This is a genomic window from Lelliottia sp. GFLA7 (assembly GCF_056490165.1).
Genome location: NZ_JBWLAQ010000001.1, coordinates 177313 through 198068 on the forward strand (window position 1 = coordinate 177313; position 20756 = coordinate 198068).

General features: G+C 51.8%; 21 protein-coding genes. 12 read left to right on the forward strand and 9 right to left on the reverse strand.

The window, feature by feature from the left end; all coding sequences use genetic code 11:
- Both AC07RN_RS00880 and AC07RN_RS00885 read left to right on the forward strand, forming a co-directional pair.
- Positions 1–861 (forward strand): efflux RND transporter periplasmic adaptor subunit, encoded by an 861-nt coding sequence (locus tag AC07RN_RS00880; RefSeq protein ID WP_478335342.1) that lies wholly within the window; start codon positions 1–3, stop codon positions 859–861.
- Positions 861–2894 (forward strand): FUSC family protein, encoded by a 2034-nt coding sequence (locus AC07RN_RS00885; RefSeq protein WP_478335343.1) that lies wholly within the window; start codon positions 861–863, stop codon positions 2892–2894. Before AC07RN_RS00880 ends, AC07RN_RS00885 begins: the two co-directional genes overlap by 1 nt.
- On the opposite strand, the gene sodC is transcribed toward AC07RN_RS00885, so the two are convergent.
- The 3 genes from sodC to AC07RN_RS00900 form a co-directional block, all read right to left on the reverse strand.
- Positions 2873–3391, reverse strand: coding sequence for a superoxide dismutase [Cu-Zn] SodC (gene sodC / locus AC07RN_RS00890; protein WP_478335344.1), 519 nt, complete (start codon positions 3389–3391; stop codon positions 2873–2875). The genes AC07RN_RS00885 and sodC overlap by 22 nt on opposite strands.
- Before the next feature lie 81 nt (positions 3392–3472).
- Complete coding sequence (locus tag AC07RN_RS00895) at positions 3473–4369, reverse strand: aldo/keto reductase (protein ID WP_478335345.1); 897 nt, start codon at positions 4367–4369, stop codon at positions 3473–3475.
- A gap of 48 nt (positions 4370–4417) precedes the next feature.
- On the reverse strand, positions 4418–4657 hold the full coding sequence (locus AC07RN_RS00900) for a DUF1289 domain-containing protein (protein WP_041689384.1): 240 nt from the start codon (positions 4655–4657) through the stop codon (positions 4418–4420).
- A 146-nt stretch (positions 4658–4803) separates the two neighbouring features.
- On the opposite strand from AC07RN_RS00900, the gene eptA reads away from it, so the two are divergent.
- The 5 genes from eptA (at position 4804) to rnt (ending at position 9488) form a co-directional block, all read left to right on the forward strand.
- Positions 4804–6432 carry a phosphoethanolamine transferase EptA gene (gene eptA / locus AC07RN_RS00905; RefSeq protein ID WP_478335785.1) on the forward strand — a complete coding sequence of 543 codons (1629 nt, stop codon included), beginning with the start codon at positions 4804–4806 and terminating at the stop codon, positions 6430–6432.
- A gap of 38 nt (positions 6433–6470) precedes the next feature.
- Entirely contained in the window at positions 6471–7070 is a 600-nt protein-coding gene (locus AC07RN_RS00910; RefSeq protein ID WP_012017191.1) for a TetR/AcrR family transcriptional regulator, read from the forward strand.
- A 53-nt stretch (positions 7071–7123) separates the two neighbouring features.
- Positions 7124–8221 (forward strand): N-ethylmaleimide reductase, encoded by a 1098-nt coding sequence (nemA, locus tag AC07RN_RS00915; RefSeq protein WP_478335346.1) that lies wholly within the window; start codon positions 7124–7126, stop codon positions 8219–8221.
- Between the two features lie 99 nt (positions 8222–8320).
- Positions 8321–8728 carry a lactoylglutathione lyase gene (gloA, locus tag AC07RN_RS00920; protein ID WP_012017189.1) on the forward strand — a complete coding sequence of 136 codons (408 nt, stop codon included), beginning with the start codon at positions 8321–8323 and terminating at the stop codon, positions 8726–8728.
- A 97-nt stretch (positions 8729–8825) separates the two neighbouring features.
- Entirely contained in the window at positions 8826–9488 is a 663-nt protein-coding gene (gene rnt / locus AC07RN_RS00925) for a ribonuclease T (protein WP_478335347.1), read from the forward strand.
- Between the two features lie 44 nt (positions 9489–9532).
- Here the strand turns inward: rnt and grxD are convergent, their stop codons facing one another.
- The gene (gene grxD / locus AC07RN_RS00930; protein WP_012017187.1) at positions 9533–9880 is read right to left on the reverse strand and encodes a monothiol glutaredoxin 4; all 348 of its coding nucleotides are present in this window, start codon (positions 9878–9880) and stop codon (positions 9533–9535) included.
- A gap of 338 nt (positions 9881–10218) precedes the next feature.
- Between grxD and AC07RN_RS00935 the strand changes: the two genes are divergently transcribed.
- Both AC07RN_RS00935 and sodB read left to right on the forward strand, forming a co-directional pair.
- Complete coding sequence (locus tag AC07RN_RS00935; protein ID WP_012017186.1) at positions 10219–10989, forward strand: C40 family peptidase; 771 nt, start codon at positions 10219–10221, stop codon at positions 10987–10989.
- A gap of 122 nt (positions 10990–11111) precedes the next feature.
- The gene (gene sodB, locus AC07RN_RS00940; RefSeq protein WP_478335348.1) at positions 11112–11693 is read left to right on the forward strand and encodes a superoxide dismutase [Fe]; all 582 of its coding nucleotides are present in this window, start codon (positions 11112–11114) and stop codon (positions 11691–11693) included.
- A 36-nt stretch (positions 11694–11729) separates the two neighbouring features.
- Here sodB and AC07RN_RS00945 read toward each other — a convergent pair whose 3' ends face one another.
- Complete coding sequence (locus tag AC07RN_RS00945; RefSeq protein ID WP_478335349.1) at positions 11730–12896, reverse strand: MFS transporter; 1167 nt, start codon at positions 12894–12896, stop codon at positions 11730–11732.
- A 164-nt stretch (positions 12897–13060) separates the two neighbouring features.
- Entirely contained in the window at positions 13061–13150 is a 90-nt protein-coding gene (gene cydH / locus AC07RN_RS00950; protein WP_040075924.1) for a cytochrome bd-I oxidase subunit CydH, read from the reverse strand.
- 296 nt (positions 13151–13446) lie between these two features.
- Between cydH and purR the strand changes: the two genes are divergently transcribed.
- Positions 13447–14472, forward strand: coding sequence for an HTH-type transcriptional repressor PurR (gene purR / locus AC07RN_RS00955; protein WP_133632371.1), 1026 nt, complete (start codon positions 13447–13449; stop codon positions 14470–14472).
- 18 nt (positions 14473–14490) lie between these two features.
- Here the strand turns inward: purR and punR are convergent, their stop codons facing one another.
- Positions 14491–15402, reverse strand: coding sequence for a DNA-binding transcriptional activator PunR (punR, locus tag AC07RN_RS00960; RefSeq protein WP_478335350.1), 912 nt, complete (start codon positions 15400–15402; stop codon positions 14491–14493).
- Between the two features lie 112 nt (positions 15403–15514).
- Here punR and punC point away from each other — a divergent pair, with 112 nt between their 5' ends.
- A complete protein-coding gene (gene punC / locus AC07RN_RS00965) occupies positions 15515–16714 on the forward strand; it encodes a purine nucleoside transporter PunC (RefSeq protein ID WP_478335351.1) in 1200 nt (399 codons plus the stop codon).
- Between the two features lie 297 nt (positions 16715–17011).
- Entirely contained in the window at positions 17012–18160 is a 1149-nt protein-coding gene (gene cfa / locus AC07RN_RS00970) for a cyclopropane fatty acyl phospholipid synthase (protein ID WP_478335352.1), read from the forward strand.
- A gap of 143 nt (positions 18161–18303) precedes the next feature.
- On the opposite strand, the gene AC07RN_RS00975 is transcribed toward cfa, so the two are convergent.
- Both AC07RN_RS00975 and AC07RN_RS00980 read right to left on the reverse strand, forming a co-directional pair.
- Positions 18304–19581 carry a PTS ascorbate transporter subunit IIC gene (locus AC07RN_RS00975; protein WP_012017179.1) on the reverse strand — a complete coding sequence of 426 codons (1278 nt, stop codon included), beginning with the start codon at positions 19579–19581 and terminating at the stop codon, positions 18304–18306.
- Positions 19582–20040: 459 nt separating this feature from the next.
- On the reverse strand, positions 20041–20679 hold the full coding sequence (locus AC07RN_RS00980; RefSeq protein ID WP_235135422.1) for a riboflavin synthase subunit alpha: 639 nt from the start codon (positions 20677–20679) through the stop codon (positions 20041–20043).
- Between the last annotated feature and the right edge of the window lie 77 nt (positions 20680–20756).

The following is a 20756-nucleotide window of genomic DNA, read 5'->3' on the forward strand; positions in this document are numbered from 1 at the left end:
ATGTCTCTGAAAACGCTAAAATACTTTTCTACTCTCCTTGTTCTTGCGCTGGCACTCGTTGCGGGTTGGTGGCTGTGGAATTTTTACATGCAGTCACCCTGGACGCGCGATGGAAAAATTCGTGCCGAGCAGGTCAGCATTACGCCTCAAGTTTCCGGCAGTATCACCACGCTTCTCATTAAAGATAATCAGTACGTAAAACAAGGTGACGTTTTATTTCGAATTGATGAGACACCGTTCCATATCGCGGTGCTGAACGCCGAGGCACAGCTTACAAAAGCGCAATCAGATCTGGCTAAAGCCAATAACGAAGCCAGTCGCCGCCGTCATCTTTCACAGAATTACATCTCCGCTGAAGATCTCGATACAGCGAATATTAACGTCAAGGCGATGCAGGCGAGTGTGCAAGTGGCTGAAGCGACGCTGAAGCAAGCCCAATGGCAACTGACGCAAACCGTGGTCAAAGCGCCGGTCGATGGATGGATAACGAATCTATCAACCCGTGTGGGCGATTATGCCACACAGGGCAAACCGGTATTTGCGCTGGTGGACAGCCACTCGTTTTACGTTATCGGGTATTTCGAGGAGACCAAACTCCGCCACATCCGCGAAGGCGCTCCGGCGCAAATCACATTATACAGTAGCGCCTTGACGTTACAGGGTCACGTAGCCAGCGTAGGCCGCGCGATCTACGATCAAAGCGTTGAGACCGATTCGGGTTTGGTTCCCGATATCAAACCTAACGTGCCATGGGTACGCCTCGCCCAGCGCGTTCCAGTTCGCGTTGAATTCACTGCTCTCCCCAAAGACGTGACGCTGGTGTCCGGGACGACGTGTACCGTGTCCATCAGGAAGCATTAATGAAACTGGCCGCGCTCTCATGGCGTCATTTGCCATGGTTCAACGCCACGCGCCCGCAGTGGCGATACGCACTGCGCAACGGCATTGCCATGTGCCTTGCGCTTTCCGTTGCCTATTATCTGAATCTTGATGAACCTTACTGGGCAATGACGTCTGCGGCGGTCGTCAGCTTTCCGACCGTAGGCGGCGTGATAAGCAAAAGTCTGGGTCGTGTGGCGGGCAGTTTATTGGGTGCCACGGCGGCACTGATGATTGCCGGGCATACGCTTAACGATCCCTGGCTCTTTTTACTGAGCATGGCTGCCTGGCTGGGGCTGTGTACCTGGGCCTGCGCGCATTTCACCAATAATGTTGCCTACGCATTCCAGCTTGCGGGATACACGGCGGCCATTATTGCTTTCCCGGTCGTTAATATTCTGGACACGACCGAACTGTGGGATATCGCCCAGGCTCGCGTGTGTGAAGTCATCATCGGTATTCTGTGTGGCGGCGTCATGATGATGATTCTGCCGAGTACCTCTGATGGTACGACGCTTATCTCCGCGCTAAAAACCCTGCACACGCGGCTGCTCGAACACGCGAGTTTGCTCTGGCAACCCGACACCAACGACACCATCCGGCTTGCTCATGAAAAAGTCATCGGACAGATCCTGACCATGAATCTGCTGCGCATTCAGGCTTTCTGGAGTCACTACCGCTTCCGACGTCAGAACAGGTTACTGAATTATTTGCTCCACCAGCAGCTCAGAATGACCAGCGCCATTTCCAGCTTGCGCAGAATGCTGTTGAATTGGCCCAATCCGCCAGAAAATACGCGTCAAATCATTGAACATGTTTTAATGGCGCTGGCTCATCCCAATGCCGATATGTACACAGTGGCACGCATTATTGCGCCACTCGCGCCAGTCGATGAGTATGATTATCGACACCGCGCTTTCTGGTCGCGGCTTCAGTATTTTTGTCGCCTTTATTTACGCAGCAGTCGCTGGATAAAAACCCTTGAAGACGCGACGCCCGTGACTGAATTTTCCGTTCCCGCTAGCCCCTCGCTGACAAGACATACCGACAATCTTGAGGCACTCTGGAGCGGTTTTCGCACTTTCTGCGCGCTTATGTTGGTGGGTAGCTGGAGTATCGCCACCCAGTGGGAATCGGGTAGCGCTGCACTGACGCTGGCGGCGATCAGTTGCGTGCTTTACTCCGTCGCCGCCTCCCCCTTTAACTCTCTCACCCTGCTGCTACGCACGCTGGTGTTGCTTTCGCTCTTCAGCTTTGTGGTGAAATTTGGCTTGATGGTGCAGATAACTGACCTATGGCAGTTTCTGTTATTCCTGTTTCCGCTGCTCACCACAATGCAACTCCTGAAGCTGCAGATGCCGAAATTTGCAGGATTATGGGGACAGCTGATCGTTTTTATGGGGTCATTTATCGCAGTGACGAACCCGCCAGTCTATGACTTTGCAGATTTTCTGAATGATAATCTGGCGAAAATTCTGGGTGTTGGGCTGGCATGGCTGGCGTTTGCGGTACTGCGACCAGGCTCTGATGCGCGTAAAAGTCGACGACATATCCGTGAATTACGACGGGGTTTTGTTGACCAACTCAGCCGCAAGCCGCATCTTCGCGAAAATGAATATGAATCATTGGTTTACCATCACGTTAGCCAGTTAAACAGCAGTCAGGATGAATTATCTCGGCGCTGGCTACTGCGCTGGGGCGTCGTGCTGCTGAATTGCTCACATGTGGTGTGGCAGTTGCGCTCATGGGAAACGCGTTCAGACCCGCTTTCGCAGGTGCGTGATGTGTGCATTGCATTGCTGCGGGATGTCATGAGTGAACGCGGTGTTCAGCAGCGTCCGCTGGCGGTGACGCTTAACGAATTACAGCGAATTTGCGAGACTCTCGCGCGCCACCATCAGCCGGCAGCGCGCGATCTGGCGTCAATTATCTGGCGGTTACACTGCTCGCTTTCACAGCTGGAACAAGCACCGCCGCCCGGCACCATTGCTGATCAAATCACGCCGCACGCATAACGCGCCCCGCCGCCGCCCAGGGGTTTAGGCTGTTCTGACATGTTATCGCCGCCCACGTGGATCATCAGCGCTTTGCCTTTTACGTCATCGAGTTTTTTCAGCCGCGGCGCAACAACAGACTCTGTCGCTTTACCGTCATTATTAACCACTAATACCGGGAGATCGCCGGTATGACCCATGCCTTCTGGCCCTTCGTGTTTAGCGGTTTGGTGAGGATCTAAATGGCCACCAGCCGCTTCAGCCGCAGACGCTTTTCCGTCTTTAAGAGCAGGCTGACAGCTGCCTTTGGCATGAACATGAAAACCATGTTCACCGGGAGGGAGGGCTTTAAGATCGGGGGTAAATTTCAGCCCTTTGTCGGTTTCAGTAATGTTCACTGTCCCGATCGACTGGCCTATCCCCTGAGAGGTGACGAGATTTATTTCAACTTTATCGCTGGCTGCCTGCGCGCCTGCACACACAACCAGCGCGATCGCTGCCAGAGCAAAATGCTTCATGAGACCTCCACGGGTTATTTTTTGCCCCTTAAGTTTATATCAGGGGCAGCATTTTCACCGGAAAGTCGCCAATAAACGTTATTAAGGGACGTCGTAACCCAGCGCAGCTTTACGAATTCGGAACCATTGCTGACGCGTCATCTGCAGTTCTTCAGCTGCAATTGCCGAACGCACGCGCTCAATTTTGCCCGAGCCGATAATCGGCAGCGGCTGCGAAGGTAAGCGCATTATCCAGGCGTACACGACTTGCTCGATACTTTCGGCATTGAGTTCACGTGCAACGGTTTGGAGTTCATCACGTAGCGGCTGGAAAGCGTCGTCATTGAACAGACGTCCACCGCCGAGACAAGACCATGCCATAGGACGAATACGCAGCTGTTGCAGTTGATCGAGCGTGCCATCGAGCAGCAGCGGCTGGTGTACCGGGGAGATTTCAACCTGGTTGGTCGCAAGCGTAAACGGCAGACGGGACTGAAGCAGCGAGAATTGCGCAGGGGTAAAGTTCGATACGCCAAAGTGACGCACTTTACCGCTCTGGTGCAGGTTGAGGAACGCAGCGGCAACTTCATCCGCATCCATCAGCGGGTCCGGGCGGTGGATCAGCAGCAGATCAAGGCGGTCAGTCGCCAGATTCACCAGAGACTGCTCGGCACTTTTAATGATGTGATCGCTATCAGTGATGTAATGACCCAGCGCATGGTCAGGATTCGCCGTGGTGGCGATGCCGCATTTAGTGACAATCTCCATACGTTCACGTAGCGCAGGGGCTAACTTCATCGCCTCGCCAAATGCAGCCTCACAGAGATAACCGCCATAAATATCAGCATGATCGACGGTGGTGATCCCAAGGTCGAGATGCTCCTCAATGAAACTCACCAGCTGGCGCGGGGACATATTCCAGTCCATCAAACGCCAGTAACCCATAACAAAACGTGAAAATTCCGGGCCCTGCGGGGCAAGGGCAATACGCTGAACCATAACAATTTCCTCAAGGAAGTAATGTTATGAGTATACGCATTTGCGCCGCTAAAAAAGTGAAGGTTGCTGGGGTTCTTCGGTTTCGGAAGGTTTGTTTGCGCGTAATTTACGCAACAAACGCTGACGGCACAGGCGGATCACGTCCTGCTTCTGCGCATCGCTCATTGTTTGCCAGTTAAAACGCTCGTCACGGCTGCGCATGCAGCCTCGGCAAAAACCGCGCTCGTCTGACTGACAAATGCCCCGGCATGGGCTCTGGACGGGGAAAAACTCCAGTTGCTCTGCCACACACACCTCCTGAAACCATTCTCATCTACAGTGAAGCCGCTAAACGCCTCGTCCGCAAGAGATTTACGTAGAAATGTGGCATTAAGGTTTCACTAATCTTCATGCCTTATACTCGCCTCATCAATAAAACAGTCGGTTTCTCAATGATGTGGTCAGTGAAAAAGTTACAGTGTAGCGATTTAACCTTCACCCTGGGCAGTGCCCTATTTTTTACCCTTCTCAATGCGATGTTTATCAGCCGCAGTTGGAGCATTATCGCTCCTGCACATTTGCACGACCTGTTATTCGCGGCATCGGTGCCGCTGGTGCTGTTTTGCGGCTGGGTGATCGTTTTTAGCATGATAAGTCTCCCTTTTATCCGTAAGCCTTTGCTGATTTTGTTGACGCTGGGATGCGCCGGTTCGACCTACTTCATGCACACCTACGGTGCGGTTATCGATAAGAACATGATGGTGAATGTCTTCGAAACTAACTCGCAGGAAGCCACCGCGCTGGTGACACCGCAGATGCTGCTGTGGATTGCAGGCATTGGGCTACTCCCCTCCATCGCGTTACTGTTTATTCGTGTTCGCTCCGGTAAATGGTGGTACGCGCTACTGATGCGTTTTGCCGCGCTGCTTGGCGCATTAATGGTGATCTTTTTGGTGGCCTCCGTTTTTTATAAGGATTACGCCTCGCTGTTTCGCAACAACAAAAGCATTGTCAAAATGGTTACCCCTGCCAATTACGTCAGTGCAATGATGAAGTACAGCCAGGAACGCTGGTTTGCGGGCGACCAAACGCTGGTGCGCATCGGACAAGACGCCCATAAAGGCCCGGCAATCCTTGCCCAGAAGAAAAAGACCGTACTGATCCTGGTGGTTGGCGAAGCGTCTCGCGCAGCGAACTATTCCCTGAACGGATATGAACGCGAGACCAATCCACAACTGAAGCAACAAAACGTCATTAACTTTCCGCATGCCTCATCGTGCGGCACAGAAACGGCGGTTTCCGTTCCTTGTATGTTCTCGGGTATGCCGCGTAAGAAATATGATGCCGATTTGGCGCATCATCAGGAAGGATTACTGGACGTACTGGCACATGCTGGCGTCAATGTTCTCTGGCGTGAAAATGATGGCGGCTGCAAAGGCGCGTGTAATCGCGTGCCGCATACCGATATGACGCAGTGGAAACTGGATCAGTTTTGCAAAGACAAATCCTGCATTGACGACGTGAACTTCAATCGGCTCGATAACGTGTTGGACGGCCTTAAGCAGGACACCGTACTGGTGATCCACCTGATGGGTAGCCACGGACCCGCCTACTATCAGCGCTACCCGCAGGCTTACCGTCGCTTCACCCCGACCTGTGACACCAACCAAATCCAGGATTGCGATCACCAGGCGCTGATCAACACCTACGACAACACCATTCTTTATACGGATAGCGTGCTCGGGAAAGCGATTGATACCTTGAAAGCACGTCAGACGACGATGAACACCGCACTGATTTATCTGTCCGATCACGGTGAATCACTGGGTGAAAATGGCGTGTACCTGCACGGTACGCCGTATATGCTAGCGCCTGAGCAACAAACACATATTCCCTTTATGTTCTGGCTCTCCCCGGATTACGTTAAGAACTTTGGCGTCAATGAGACATGCCTGCGCGATCAGGCGGCAAAAGAGACCGTATCGCAGGATAATCTATTCTCGACGGCGCTGGGTATGATGAACATAAAATCATCGGTTTATCAGCCGCAGATGGACATTCTGACACCGTGCCGTACCTCATAACGCTTGCATTAGACCGAACGGTCTATTACAGTGGCGACATGAGCAGAAATACTGAACACGATACCCGCGAACATTTACTGGCAACCGGCGAGCAACTTTGTATGCATCGCGGGTTTACGGGTATGGGCCTTAGCGAGTTACTCAAAACCGCTGAGGTTCCTAAAGGTTCGTTTTATCACTACTTCCGCTCGAAAGAGGCGTTTGGCGTCGCGATGCTGGAACGGCACTATGCCTGTTACCATCAGCGACTCGCCACCCACTTTGCGAGTGGCGAAGGCAGCTATCGGGATCGTGTTCTTAACTATTATCAGGAAACACTGAGACAGTTTTGCCAGAAAGGCATTATCAGTGGTTGTCTGACCGTCAAACTGTCTGCCGAAGTGTGCGATCTTTCTGAAGATATGCGCACGGCGATGGACAAGGGTGCCAGCGGTGTTATCGCCCTGCTGGCCCAGGCGCTGGAAAAAGGTCGCGATGAAAAAACGCTGAACTTTACCGGCGACGCCCTGACCCAGGCTCAGGTGCTGTATGCCCTGTGGTTGGGCGCAAACCTGCAAGCTAAAATTTCCCGCAGCGCCGTGCCGCTCGAAAGCGCGCTGGCACATGTGGAAAACTGCATTACGACGCCTGTCGTTTAACAGGCGTTTTTATTTATTTAATCACTAGACGACCGGTCTACTCAGGAGTCACGATGTCAGCAGAAAAATTATTCACCCCACTGAAAGTGGGCGCGGTCACTGCGCCGAATCGCGTATTTATGGCCCCACTCACCCGTCTGCGCAGTATTGAGCCGGGTGATATTCCTACCCCGCTGATGGGTGAATATTATCGCCAGCGCGCCAGCTCCGGTCTGATCATCTCCGAAGCAACGCAGATCTCCGCACAAGCGAAAGGTTATGCCGGTGCTCCGGGTCTGCACAGCCCAGAGCAAATCGCAGCGTGGAAAAAAATCACCGCGGGCGTTCACGCTGAAGATGGCCGTATCGCCGTTCAGCTGTGGCACACCGGTCGTATCTCACATAGCAGCATTCAACCTGGCGGCGAAGCCCCTGTTTCAGCGTCCGCGCTAAACGCAGGCACGCGCACTTCTCTGCGTGATGAAAATGGCCAGGCCATTCGTGTCGATACCTCTACGCCGCGCGCACTTGAACTCGACGAAATCCCAGGCATCGTTAATGATTTCCGTCAGGCGGTGGCGAATGCGCGCGAAGCAGGCTTTGATTTAGTGGAACTGCACTCTGCGCACGGTTATCTGTTGCACCAGTTCCTGTCACCGTCATCTAACCAGCGTACCGATCAGTACGGCGGGAGCGTTGAAAACCGTGCTCGCCTGGTTCTTGAAGTGGTTGACGCCGTGTGTCAGGAATGGAACCCGGATCGCATCGGTATTCGTGTTTCTCCAATTGGTTCGTTCCAGAATGTGGATAATGGTCCAAACGAAGAAGCTGACGCGCTGTACCTGATTGAAGAGCTGGCGAAACGCGGGATCGCGTATCTGCATATGTCCGAGCCGGACTGGGCAGGCGGCGAACCGTACTCTGATGCCTTCCGTGAAAAAGTCCGCGCACGTTTCCACGGCGTGATTATCGGTGCTGGCGCTTATACGCCAGAGAAAGCAGAAGATTTGATTACCCAAGGGTTGATCGACGCGGTGGCCTTTGGTCGTGATTACATTGCAAACCCTGACCTGGTGGCACGTCTTGAGCGTAAAGTGGAATTGAACCCGCAGCGCCCTGAGAGCTTCTACGGTGGCGGCGCTGAAGGCTACACTGACTACCCTTCTTTATAATCCCTCTGCTGTCCATTGATAGCGGCGATGATTCGCCGCTATACTAAAACATCGTTTCTGTTCAAAAAGATAAGCCATTGAGTTGGTTAAGAGGAAATTATGCGCCTACTTCACACGATGTTGCGCGTTGGCAACCTGCAACGTTCTATCGATTTCTACACAAACGTTTTGGGTATGCAACTGCTGCGCACCAGCGAAAACCCGGAATATAAATATTCACTGGCGTTTGTGGGCTACGGCCCAGAAAGCGATGAAGCCGTTATTGAGCTGACCTATAACTGGGATGTCGACAGCTATGAGCTGGGCACCGCCTACGGTCATATCGCGCTGGAAGTGGATAACGCCGCTGAAGCCTGCGAACGCATCCGCAGCAACGGGGGTAACGTGACTCGCGAAGCCGGTCCGGTAAAAGGCGGCACCACCGTCATCGCCTTCGTTGAAGATCCAGACGGTTATAAAATCGAACTGATCGAAGCCAAAGACGCCGGTCGCGGTCTGGGCAATTAATCCCTCCGGGCGCGTTTTGCGCCCGTTGTTTTACTGCATCCCCTCTCAAAATTTGCCATAATACGCACTGCTTTTTTTCCCCTTGTAAGAGACCCTGATGTCCGATAACGCTCAACTTACCGGTCTGTGCGACCGTTTTCGTGGTTTTTATCCTGTTGTTATTGATGTTGAAACAGCTGGATTTAACGCTAAAACCGATGCGCTGCTCGAGATTGCTGCCATCACTCTGAAAATGGATGAACAGGGCTGGCTTACACCGGACACCACGCTGCATTTCCATGTTGATCCTTTCGAAGGCGCCAACCTTCAACCCGAAGCGCTGGCTTTTAATGGCATCGATCCGCATAACCCCTTGCGCGGCGCGGTAAGCGAATATGACGCGTTGCACGCCATCTATAAAATGGTGCGCAAAGGGATGAAGGACAGCAATTGCAATCGCGCGATCATGGTGGCGCATAACGCCACGTTCGATCACAGCTTTATGATGGCGGCCTCTGAACGCGCGTCATTGAAACGCAACCCGTTCCACCCGTTTGTGACCTTCGACACCGCCGCGCTGAGCGGCCTGGCATTGGGACAAACGGTGCTGTCTAAAGCCTGTATCACGGCGGGCATTGATTTTGACGGCACGCAGGCGCACTCCGCGCTGTACGATACGGAACGCACGGCGGAATTATTCTGTGAAATAGTGAACCGCTGGAAACGTCTTGGCGGCTGGCCGCTGCCGATGGCTGAAAGCGACAGCGATAGCGAGGAATAAAAAAAGCGACCGTAGGGTCGCTTTTTTATGCCTGATGCAAAAATTTACTCTGCGTCAGGTTCTTCGGTTTTGTACTTCGCCGCAGTTTCTTTAATCAACTGCTGCAGTTCGCCACGCTGATACATTTCGATCAGGATGTCGCAACCGCCAACCAGCTCACCATCAACCCACAGCTGCGGGAAGGTCGGCCAGTTAGCGTATTTCGGCATTTCAGCACGGATATCCGGGTTTTGCAGGATATCAACGTAAGCAAAACGCTCGCCACACGCTGAAAGCGCCTGTACCGCTTGCGCAGAGAAGCCGCAGCTTGGCAGCTTTGGAGAACCTTTCATGTACAGCAGGATCGGGTTTTCAGCGACCTGGCGCTGAATTTTTTCAATAGTTGTGGTCATTTCTTGCTTCCTTATACTTCTGTTACGGCAATCGTCTGACATTGTAGCGGTTCAGACCAATATCGGAAAATAACATTTTTGTCACGTTTATATATCTTAACGTGTGTCTGCAGAAGTTGCATTCGCAATATAGTTTACCCCTGCGTTGTCTGTGGCCTTGCTCATAGTGTGAGCAAAAGCGCTTCAGTTTGGCGAAAATATTTGCACTTGCTAGCGAAACGCGATTTTAGATCTAAAAAGAGACTTAACGAATTGGCTTTATATAGATTAGAATCGACGGGCTTTGTAAATCACACGCAGGTATTATTGATGACCTGCTATAACCAGGGGAATGCCCAGTGGCGCGGATAAATAAAATTTCGATCACGCTCTGTGCTTTACTGTTTACAACACTTTCATTCACGCCGATGGCTAACGCCTCTGAGCAGGCGCGGCATTCGGCCGTACAAAAAACGCATCTGGCGAAAAGCACAGAACGTAAGAAAAAAACCACTACCAAAAACGAAAAGAAAAAAACAGCGACTCACAAGCAGCAAACCGTTTCCAACAAGACCAGCAAGCCTGCCGCCAAGAAAACCCGCAAAACCTCCCGTACTGCCTCAACTCTCGTCACTGAAAAATGCACCGTGCGTAAAGGGCATAAATCAAACTGTCTGAAAGTGGGGAAAACGGCGAAACTGTCAGAAGTGCATAAAGTCCGTGTGCAGAAGGCACAAAAAACGGCCATGAATAAACTGATGGGACAAATCGGCAAGCCTTACCGTTGGGGTGGCACCTCGCCGCGTACCGGTTTTGATTGCAGCGGCCTGGTTTATTACGCCTACAAAGATTTAGTGAAATTCCGCATCCCACGTACCGCGAATGAGATGTACCACCTGCGTGATGCGGCATCCGTCAATCGTGGCGAACTGGAGAGCGGCGATTTGGTGTTCTTCCGCACTCAGGGTCGCGGTACCGCCGATCACGTTGGCGTTTATGTGGGCAACGGCAAATTCATTCAGTCCCCGCGCAGCGGCCAGGATATTCAGATAACCTCCCTTAGCGAAGACTATTGGGTCCGCCACTACGTTGGCGCACGCCGTGTCATGACGCCGAAAACCATACGCTAATCCCTGCCCTGCCGCGCTGTCGGCAGGGTAAGTTCCTCTTTTGCCGATCCCTTCAATTTGCTACTCTACCCTTACACTCAATAGGGTTATTGGGTGTGCATAAAATAATAAGGAGAGAAGCAATGTCGTTCGAATTACCTGCATTACCGTATGCAAAAGACGCCCTGGTCCCCCATATTTCCGTGGAAACCCTGGAGTACCATTACGGCAAACATCATCAGACCTATGTCACCAACCTGAACAATCTGATCAAAGATACGGCCTTTGAAGGGAAAACCCTGGAAGAGATCGTACGCAGCTCAGAGGGCGGTGTCTTCAACAACGCCGCGCAGGTCTGGAATCACACGTTCTACTGGAACTGTCTGGCGCCAAACGCAGGCGGAGAACCGACTGGCGAGCTGGCAACTGCCATCAATAACGCTTTCGGTGGCTTTGCAGACTTTAAAGCGAAGTTTACGGATGCGGCGGTTAAAAACTTTGGTGCAGGCTGGACCTGGCTGGTCAAAGAGGCGGATGGCAAACTGGCAATCGTGTCAACGTCAAACGCAGGAACACCGTTGACCACTGCTGCCACACCACTGATGACCGTCGATGTGTGGGAACACGCTTACTATATTGATTACCGTAACGCTCGCCCAAACTATCTGGAACATTTCTGGGCGCTGGTTAACTGGGAATTTGTTGCGAAGAACTTTGCGGCGTAAAAGACTCGCAGAAGGGGTAACCCTTCTGCGTTTTTATCACTCGGTTGCGCAAGCCGGTTGCGGTTGTTTGCGCCCGGACAACAGCACCAACAGCAGACCCAGCCCGGCAATGATCGCCCCCATAACCGGAACAAAGCTGTAACCCAGCCCCGCGGAGATCACCGCGCCCCCCGCCGCTGCGCCAAGCGCATTACCCAGGTTAAACGCCCCAATATTCACTGAAGACGAAAGCCCTGGTGCTTCGTGCGCCACGCGCATCACTCGCATCTGCAACGGCGGTACCACCGCAAACGTGGCTGCGCCCCAAACCACCATGGCGATAGCGGCTCCGAACTCATTACGTGCTAACCATGGAATGGCGACCATGATGACGATCAGCAAGGTTAAAAATCCTTTCAACGTGCCGCTCACCGAACGGTCGGCCAACTTGCCGCCAAGATAGTTGCCGATGGTGAAGCCCACACCAATCAACACCAACATTGCCGTCACAAAGAACGGTGTGGCATGCGTGATATCGTGCAGCACGGGCGAAATATAGGTATAGAGCGTAAACATGGCTCCAGCGCCCAGCACCGTCGTCAACAGCGCTGACAGCACCTGCGGGCGGAGCAGAACCGACAGCTCTTTGCGCACGTCCGGACGCTCGCCCGCCCCGCCTTTCGGCAACGAGAAGAACAGCGCGATCATCGCCACGACACCCAACATCGCTGTGGCGAGGAACGACATACGCCAGCCGATGACTTCACCCAGCCAGGTCGCCGCTGGCACGCCGCCAATATTCGCTATCGTGAGCCCCATAAACATCGTGGCGACCGCGCTGGCCTGCTTGTGCTTAGGTACTACGCTCGCGGCCACCACCGACCCCAGGCCAAAGAATGCGCCATGATTGAGGCTGGTCAAAATGCGCGACAACAGGAGGGTGGTGTAGTCCGGAGAGAGTGCCGAAAGCACATTTCCCACTGTGAAAATGGCCATCAGGAAAATAAGCGCATTTCGACGCGCACGATGCGAAAGCAGTAATGTCATCAAAGGCGCGCCGATCATCACGCCAATGGCATAAGCGCTGATCAGCATGCCCGCCGCAGGAATAGAAACATACACCCCTTTAGCGATAACCGGTAGCAGCCCCATGGGGGAGAACTCGGTGGTGCCGATCCCAAATGCGCCAATCGCGAGGGCCAGCAGTGGAAAATTGATTTTCATTCATTAACTCCGGGAACCGTGTCATTACGCGACACAGAAAAAATATGTCGAAAGCATGACAGCAATCACAAAAAATGAGAAGTTAACAAATTGGCAAAAGATTATTGTCGGGAGAGTAACAATAGAAGGAAGAAAACGAGGGAGAAGGCTCTCCCCCGCCTGAATCAGTGCAGAATAGCCGTAAAACTTGCCGCAACAATCAAACCCAGCACGATAATTGTGGTCGTTAACGAAAACTTAAGATCGGTATTCATCAATTTTTCTCCTTTTAATCCCCACATGAAAAGTGAGCTTGCTCATTTTTACACAGTTTCGCTCAAAAATCTTCCTGGATTTAGGCTCATAACCGTTTTTGCGCTTCCCCTTTTCATCAAGATAGGACAAAATTCCACGCTAAATTTATAAGCGTACCGGCCACTGACCCCCTCCTGACGTCCTGTGTCGTTTTCCCGGCGTATCGCAATTCAATTTGCGAGATTAGGGTGAGAGAAGGCAAACGTTTACCTCTCAATTTATCAGGAGCTTAGGATATGGTCTGGAGTGACAGCTAATGGCAACAATTAAAGATGTAGCGAAACGCGCAAACGTTTCCACTACAACTGTATCACATGTAATTAACAAAACCCGTTTCGTGGCGGAAGAGACGCGCAACGCCGTTTGGGCTGCAATCAAAGAATTGCACTACTCCCCTAGCGCCGTGGCTCGCAGCTTGAAAGTAAATCACACCAAGTCGATTGGTCTGCTGGCGACCAGCAGCGAAGCCGCCTATTTCGCCGAAATTATCGAGGCAGTAGAAAAAAACTGCTTCCAGAAAGGCTATACCCTGATTCTGGGAAATGCCTGGAACAGCCAGGAAAAACAGCGCGCTTACCTGTCGATGATGGCGCAAAAGCGCGTCGATGGCCTGTTGGTCATGTGTTCTGAATACCCGGAATCCGTGCTGTCGATGCTGGAAGAGTACCGTCATATCCCGATGGTGGTGATGGATTGGGGCGATACACGCGCTGATTTTACCGATTCTGTCAACGATAACGCCTTTGAAGGCGGTTACATGGCTGGCCGTTATCTGATTGAACGCGGTCATCGCGAGATTGGTGTCATCCCCGGTCCGCTCGAGCGTAATACCGGTGCAGGCCGCCTGGCGGGCTTTATGAAAGCCATGGAAGAAGCGCTGATTACCGTTCCGGAAAACTGGATTGTCCAGGGCGACTTTGAACCCGAATCAGGCTACCGCGCAATGCAGCAGATCGTTTCGCAGCCGCATCGTCCGACTGCCGTATTCTGTGGCGGTGATATTATGGCAATGGGCGCGCTTTGCGCAGCCGATGAGCTGGGTTTGCGCGTCCCGCAGGATATTTCCGTGATCGGGTATGATAACGTGCGCAACGCTCGCTACTTTACTCCCGCGCTGACGACGATTCATCAGCCGAAAGACTCTTTGGGTGAAACGGCATTCAACATGCTGATGGATCGTATCGTCAGCAAACGTGAAGAGTCTCAGTCAATTGAAGTCCATCCGCGCCTGATTGAACGTCGCTCCGTCGCTGACGGTCCGTTCCGCGATTACCGTCGTTAATCGTTTCTACGGGGCCGGTTATTCCGGCCCCCGTAGCCACTCTCTGTTCAGCGTTTCGCTATCACCCAAATAATCCAGCAGCCAGGCCAGCGCAGGCGACATATCGTTTTGCTGCCATGTCAGGCAGCAAGCCGCATCCGGGAACGGATTTTCAAGCTCAAGCGCCACCCATTCTCCGCGATCAATCCGTGGGCGTGCGAAATGCACGGGCACCATCCCCACACACAGCCCCGCCGACAAACAGGTTGCCGATGATTCCCAGTCTGGCGCGACGACCCGCCGCTGGTTATCAAGCAGCCAGGTGATGCGTTTTGGCAGCGAGCGCGACGTATCCTCCATCACCAGCGACGGCCAGTTGCGCAACACGTCGTCACTCAGCGGGCCGTCCATCGCAGCCAGAGGATGATCGCTTGCCACCACGCAACTCCAGCTCAGCGTTCCCATATCCCTAAAGGCGTAACGCCCCCCGACGGGAATGGCCTGCGTCGCGCCGATCGCCATCTCCACCCTGCCGTCCGATAGCGCATCCCATACGCCATTAAACACTTCCTGGGAGACGCGAAGTTCCACATCCGAGAAATGGCGGTAGAAATCAACCACCATCTGCCGCGTCCGTTCAGGTTTTACGATGTTATCCACCGCAATCGAAAGATGACCGCGCCAGCCATTGGCAATCTGCTGGCACTGTTCACGTGTGATCATCATTTTTTTGATAACAGATCGGCCTTCTTTCAAAAACCATACGCCAGCGGGGGTCAGAACGACGTCGCGATGACGGCGTTCGAACAGCGGTACCGCCAGCCACTCCTCCATCTGACGTACCGTATAGCTGACGGCAGAAGGTACGCGATGCAGTTCCTGCGCGGCTCCACTAAAGCTGCCATTCCGGGCGACAGCATCCACGACTTCTAAAGAATATTCAGACCACATTTTTTGCCTGCAAAATTTTTGAACGCAACCGCCAAATATTAGCGTTTCACAAGCCAGATTGCACTCCCTACACTCTGCGCCAATGTACACCTGCTTTCATTAGGAAATAACAATGCAACCCAACAAAGGATTCTTAGTCTGGCTCGGCGGTTTGAGCGTGCTGGGCTTTTTGGCTACCGACATGTATCTGCCGGCGTTTGCCGCGATGCAGCAAGATTTGCAGACACCTGCTGCCGCGATCAGCGCCAGCCTCAGCGTATTCCTGGCCGGTTTTGCGCTTGCACAACTGCTGTGGGGACCGCTCTCTGACCGTTATGGCCGCAAGCCTATTCTTCTTCTTGGCTTAACTATTTTTGCGCTGGGTTGTCTGGGCATGCTGTGGGTGCGCGATGCAACCTGGCTGCTGGTATTGCGCTTTGTGCAGGCGTTTGGCGTGTGTGCTGCCGCGGTGACCTGGCAGGCGCTGGTCACCGACTATTATCCCGCATCGCGCGTTAACCGTATTTTTGCGACCATCATGCCGCTCGTGGGGCTTTCGCCAGCCCTGGCTCCGCTGCTCGGGAGCTGGATTCTGGTGCATTTTGACTGGCAGGCGATCTTTGCCACGCTGTTTATCATCACCCTGGTTCTGATGCTGCCCGCTTTTGCGCTCAAACCCGCTCAAGCCAAACCAGTCGAGAACAATGCGGCTCGCGTCACCTTTATGTCACTGCTCCGTTCCCGCGCTTATCGCGGAAATGTGCTGATTTACGCGGCCTGTTCCGCCAGCTTCTTTGCCTGGCTCACCGGGTCACCGTTCATTTTGCACGACATGGGTTACACCCCTGCAGTGATTGGCCTGAGCTACGTGCCGCAGACCATCGCTTTCCTGGTCGGTGGTTATGGCTGTCGCGCAGCGCTACAAAAATGGCAGGGTCAACAGATGCTGCCCTGGCTGCTGGTGCTGTACGCCCTGAGCGTCATCGGCACCTGGGCTGTCGGGTTTATTCCAAACGTCGGCCTGGCTGAAATCTTAATCCCGTTCTGCGTAATGGCCGTCGCTAACGGCGCAATCTATCCGATCGTGGTTGCCCAGGCGTTGCGTCCGTTCCCTCATGCGACAGGTCGTGCTGCGGCGTTACAAAACACGCTGCAACTGGGTCTATGTTTCCTCTCAAGCCTGATTGTTTCGGCGTTGATTGCCACGCCGCTGATGACGACCACCAGCGTAATGCTGGTGACGGTCGCGCTTGCCGCACTCGGTTATCGCATGCAAGTTTCGGCAACTGAAAACACGCAAAATGGAACGCCGGTAGAATCGTCGCAAGCATAGTCGTGAACGTAATTATGTGATTTACGAGTGATTAGGCTGCTAACAACTTTCAGTTGAATGCGTGATTTTTGAAGCCTATACTAAATTTGGTTCATATAAATACGATAAATACTCTCTGTTAACGGGAGCCGGAGTGCTCCCGTTTTACCATGGAAGGCTTTTCGGCAAGGGTTATCTCCCTTCCTCTGTTCTACGTCGGATACTAGCCTTACGGATAATTCCGTGAGACTTCTCACAAACCATAAAAAGCGGCTACGCTGTTTGAAGGTTCTGATCACATCAGGTGATGGAGAAGCTATGAGTTCATCGTGCATAGAAGAAGTCAGCCTTCGGGACGACAATTGGTCCCGAATAGTCAGAGAGTTACTGAGTCGTGCGGGCATTACCGTCAACGGGCCCGCCCCTTCTGATATCCAGGTCAAACATCCCGATTTTTTTAAGCGCGTGTTACAGGAGGGCTCCCTCGGATTGGGCGAAAGCTTTATGGACGGCTGGTGGGAATGTGAGCGTCTGGATGTTTTTTTCAACAACATCCTGCGCGCCGGCCTTGATAATCAGCTCCCCCATCACCTGAGAGACACTTTACGCATCGCCTCCGCGCGCCTGTTTAATTTGCAAAATAAAAAGCGCGCGTGGATTGTCGGGAAGGAACATTACGACCTCGGCAATGACCTGTTCACGCGTATGCTGGACCCCTTGATGCAGTATTCTTGCGCTTACTGGAAAGACGCCTCAACGCTCGAGGAGGCTCAGTTGGCCAAACTCCACCTTATCTGCGAGAAATTACAGCTACAGCCTGGCATGCGCGTGCTGGATATTGGCTGCGGCTGGGGGGGACTGGCGTATTACATGGCCAAAAATTACGGTGTCAGCGTGGTGGGCGTGACCATTTCCGCCGAACAGCAAAAGATGGCTCAGGACCGCTGCGAGGGTCTGGATGTCACTATTTTGTTGCAAGATTACCGAGACCTCCACGACCAGTTTGATCGCATCGTCTCTGTTGGGATGTTTGAACACGTCGGACCCAAGAATTACGATACCTATTTCAGCGTCACCGATCGCAATCTCAAGCCAGACGGCGTTTTCCTACTCCACACAATCGGTTCCAAAAAAACAGACCATACAGTTGACCCATGGATCAATAAGTACATTTTCCCGAATGGCTGTCTCCCTTCGGTCCGCCAGATTGCGAAAGCCAGCGAGCCTTTTTACGTGATGGAAGACTGGCATAATTTTGGCGCAGATTACGATACCACCTTGATGGCCTGGCATACGCGTTTCCAGGCCTCGTGGCCTGACATTGCCGATAACTATTCAGAACGTTTTAAACGTATGTTTAGTTATTATCTGAACGCTTGTGCAGGGGCATTTCGCGCCCGCGATATCCAGCTGTGGCAGGTGGTATTTAGCAGAGGTGTGGAGCACGGCCTGCGCGTACCGCGATAGTTATTACGCGTCATAAAGCACAATAAAAAATCCGGAAACGATGACCATTTCCGGATTTTTTTTCGCCATATGAACGGTCAGATTATTGCCCCTCAGCCGTTCATACCGGCCAACAAGACTTTAACCGACCAGTCATAAAAGCATTAGCTGAAGAGGCGTAAAATATAATCCAAAATAAGGGATGGAATGGTGAAGTCCGGGTCAGCAAATGTGACACCGTGAGCGCCCAATTGAGAGAAAATCGGCAGTGTCAGCGCGGGCAAAACGCATAACAGCAAGCCGTTAATTCCGCTGGCAATCACTGCCCCTCGGAAACCACCAGTTGCGTTACCAAAGATAGCCGCCGCGCCCCCCGTAATAAAGCTTGCCATGATGCCTGGTACAATAATAGGAAGACCAATGACCGGGAAAATTAAGATACAAACCAGTTCAACAATAAAGCTTATCAGGAAACCGATTAACGTTGCGTTTGGCGCTTTGGTAAACAGCACCATGACATCAACGGCAGGCACAGCACCTGGGGCGAACACGCGAGCAAAGCCTTTAAAGGCGGGAACAATTTCGGCAGTAAACAGATTCACACCCGCTTTAGCCAGATAGAGACCGCAGGCAAAAATAGCGGATTGCTCAAGAATGAAAATAACAACGTTTTTATCGCCTGCGCCTGGGCCATAAACCATCGTCATTGCGTCTTTGACTTGAGGTTGGGTCGCAAATAAACAAGAGATAAGCAGTAAAACCAGCATGGTTAATAGCGTGGCGATATTCGGCTCACGAATAAAATCAAATTTATTACTGATTTTCAGATGTTCAGTATCAGTACTTTTATTACCAAACCATTTCCCCATGTATGAGCCAATAATATAAGATGAGATGGCCGCATGGGAAATGGCATACTCATCCGAACCGATAATTTCACGGCTAAAGCGGTTAAGGATAAAGGGTGACACCGCCATGTAAGTCCCGATCAGCCCTGAACATATAATTACCATTTGGTAATTACTAAATCCAAATTGCATTAATACTGCAGTGAGCGCGAAGGCCATAAATAAGACGAGATGAAGGGAAAGGTAAATAAACTTGAAGCGTGTAAACCGTGCCAAAATAATATTAAGAATCATCGAAAACAGAAGAATAAGCGCCGCTGTCGCCCCTAATTTATCAATTGTTGCGGCCATAATCGCTTCATTGCTCGGAACCACACCCACGATATCAAAAGCTTTTGAGAAAAGTGAACTGAACGCTGTGAGCACTTTCATTAAAATGCTGCCGCCCACTTTTATCATTGTAAAGCCAATAAAAGAAAGCGCCGTCCCGGTTATCAGTCTCGATACCGATGCCTTTTGGAATAACAAACCAAGAAATGCCACAATCGCTATTATTACGGCGGGCGTTTTCACTAACCCTAATAGTATATCCATTATTGTATCCCAGTCAGATATTTTATGCTCATGGCGAGCGTTTTATAAGAAACTCAAATCGCCAGCATACTAGCACTACTCCCAACGGGTTAACTGATAAGTAAATCACAAAAGAAACGCAGTTAACTTTAAATTAAAATAATGTTTCATTTTAATTGTTATGGATAAGTTTCCAAACCAAGGAATAGCGTTATGATTTTGTAACTGCCATTCTAGTCAAGCGAGATTGTGTTTTTTGTGGCGAAAGTTTTTTCAAAAAATAGATTTGATGCGCATGAGACGGATTAGGTTAAAAAAAGCGTTGAGACCACTCAGGCTGCGCTGATAAACGTTGAGGCAAAATGGAGCGTATCGCTGAGTTGCACGCATAAAAAATCCGGAAACGATGACCATTTCCGGATGAATCATGCAGGCGTCCCAAATAACTAAACGCCCGGCACTACAGATAAAAGTACTGAGTTATTCTTCTGCGCTGAATTGACTTGCCGCTTGTTTAGCTGCCAGCACGCGCTCGACGGTGTCGACTACCGCTTGAGTTTGCGGATCAATTTCGATATTGATGCGATGACCGAGCTTTTTGTTGCCAAGCGTGGTGCGCTGCAGTGTTTCTGGAATCAAATGCACACAGAAACGCGTTGGGGTAACTTCGCCAACCGTCAGGCTAATCCCATCTACGCCGATAAATCCCTTGTACAAAATGTATTTCATCAGAGTGGGATCCTGGAGCTTAAACCAGATCTGACGGTTGTTTTCAGAGGTGAGGATTTTTGAAATCTCAGCAGTGGTCATAATATGACCCGACATTAAATGACCGCCAATTTCATCGCTAAATTTTGCCGCGCGTTCAACATTTACCGTATCGCCCTCGACCAGTTCACCCAAATTGGTAATACGCAGCGTCTCTTTCATCAGATCAAAGCTAATACGATTACCGTTAATCTCCGTTACCGTCAGACAGCAACCGTTGTGCGCAACCGATGCCCCTGTTTCCAGCCCGTCGAGCATATGATCCGGCAGCTCCACAACATGGGTACGGAAATTGGGTTTCTCATCAATAGACACCAGTTTTGCTGTGCCCTGCACGATACCAGTAAACATGCTTATCACTCCTTTTTTATCCGCGCGGCTTTGACACCGTTTAATCGCATCACAATAACAGGTGGAAAAACAGGTTG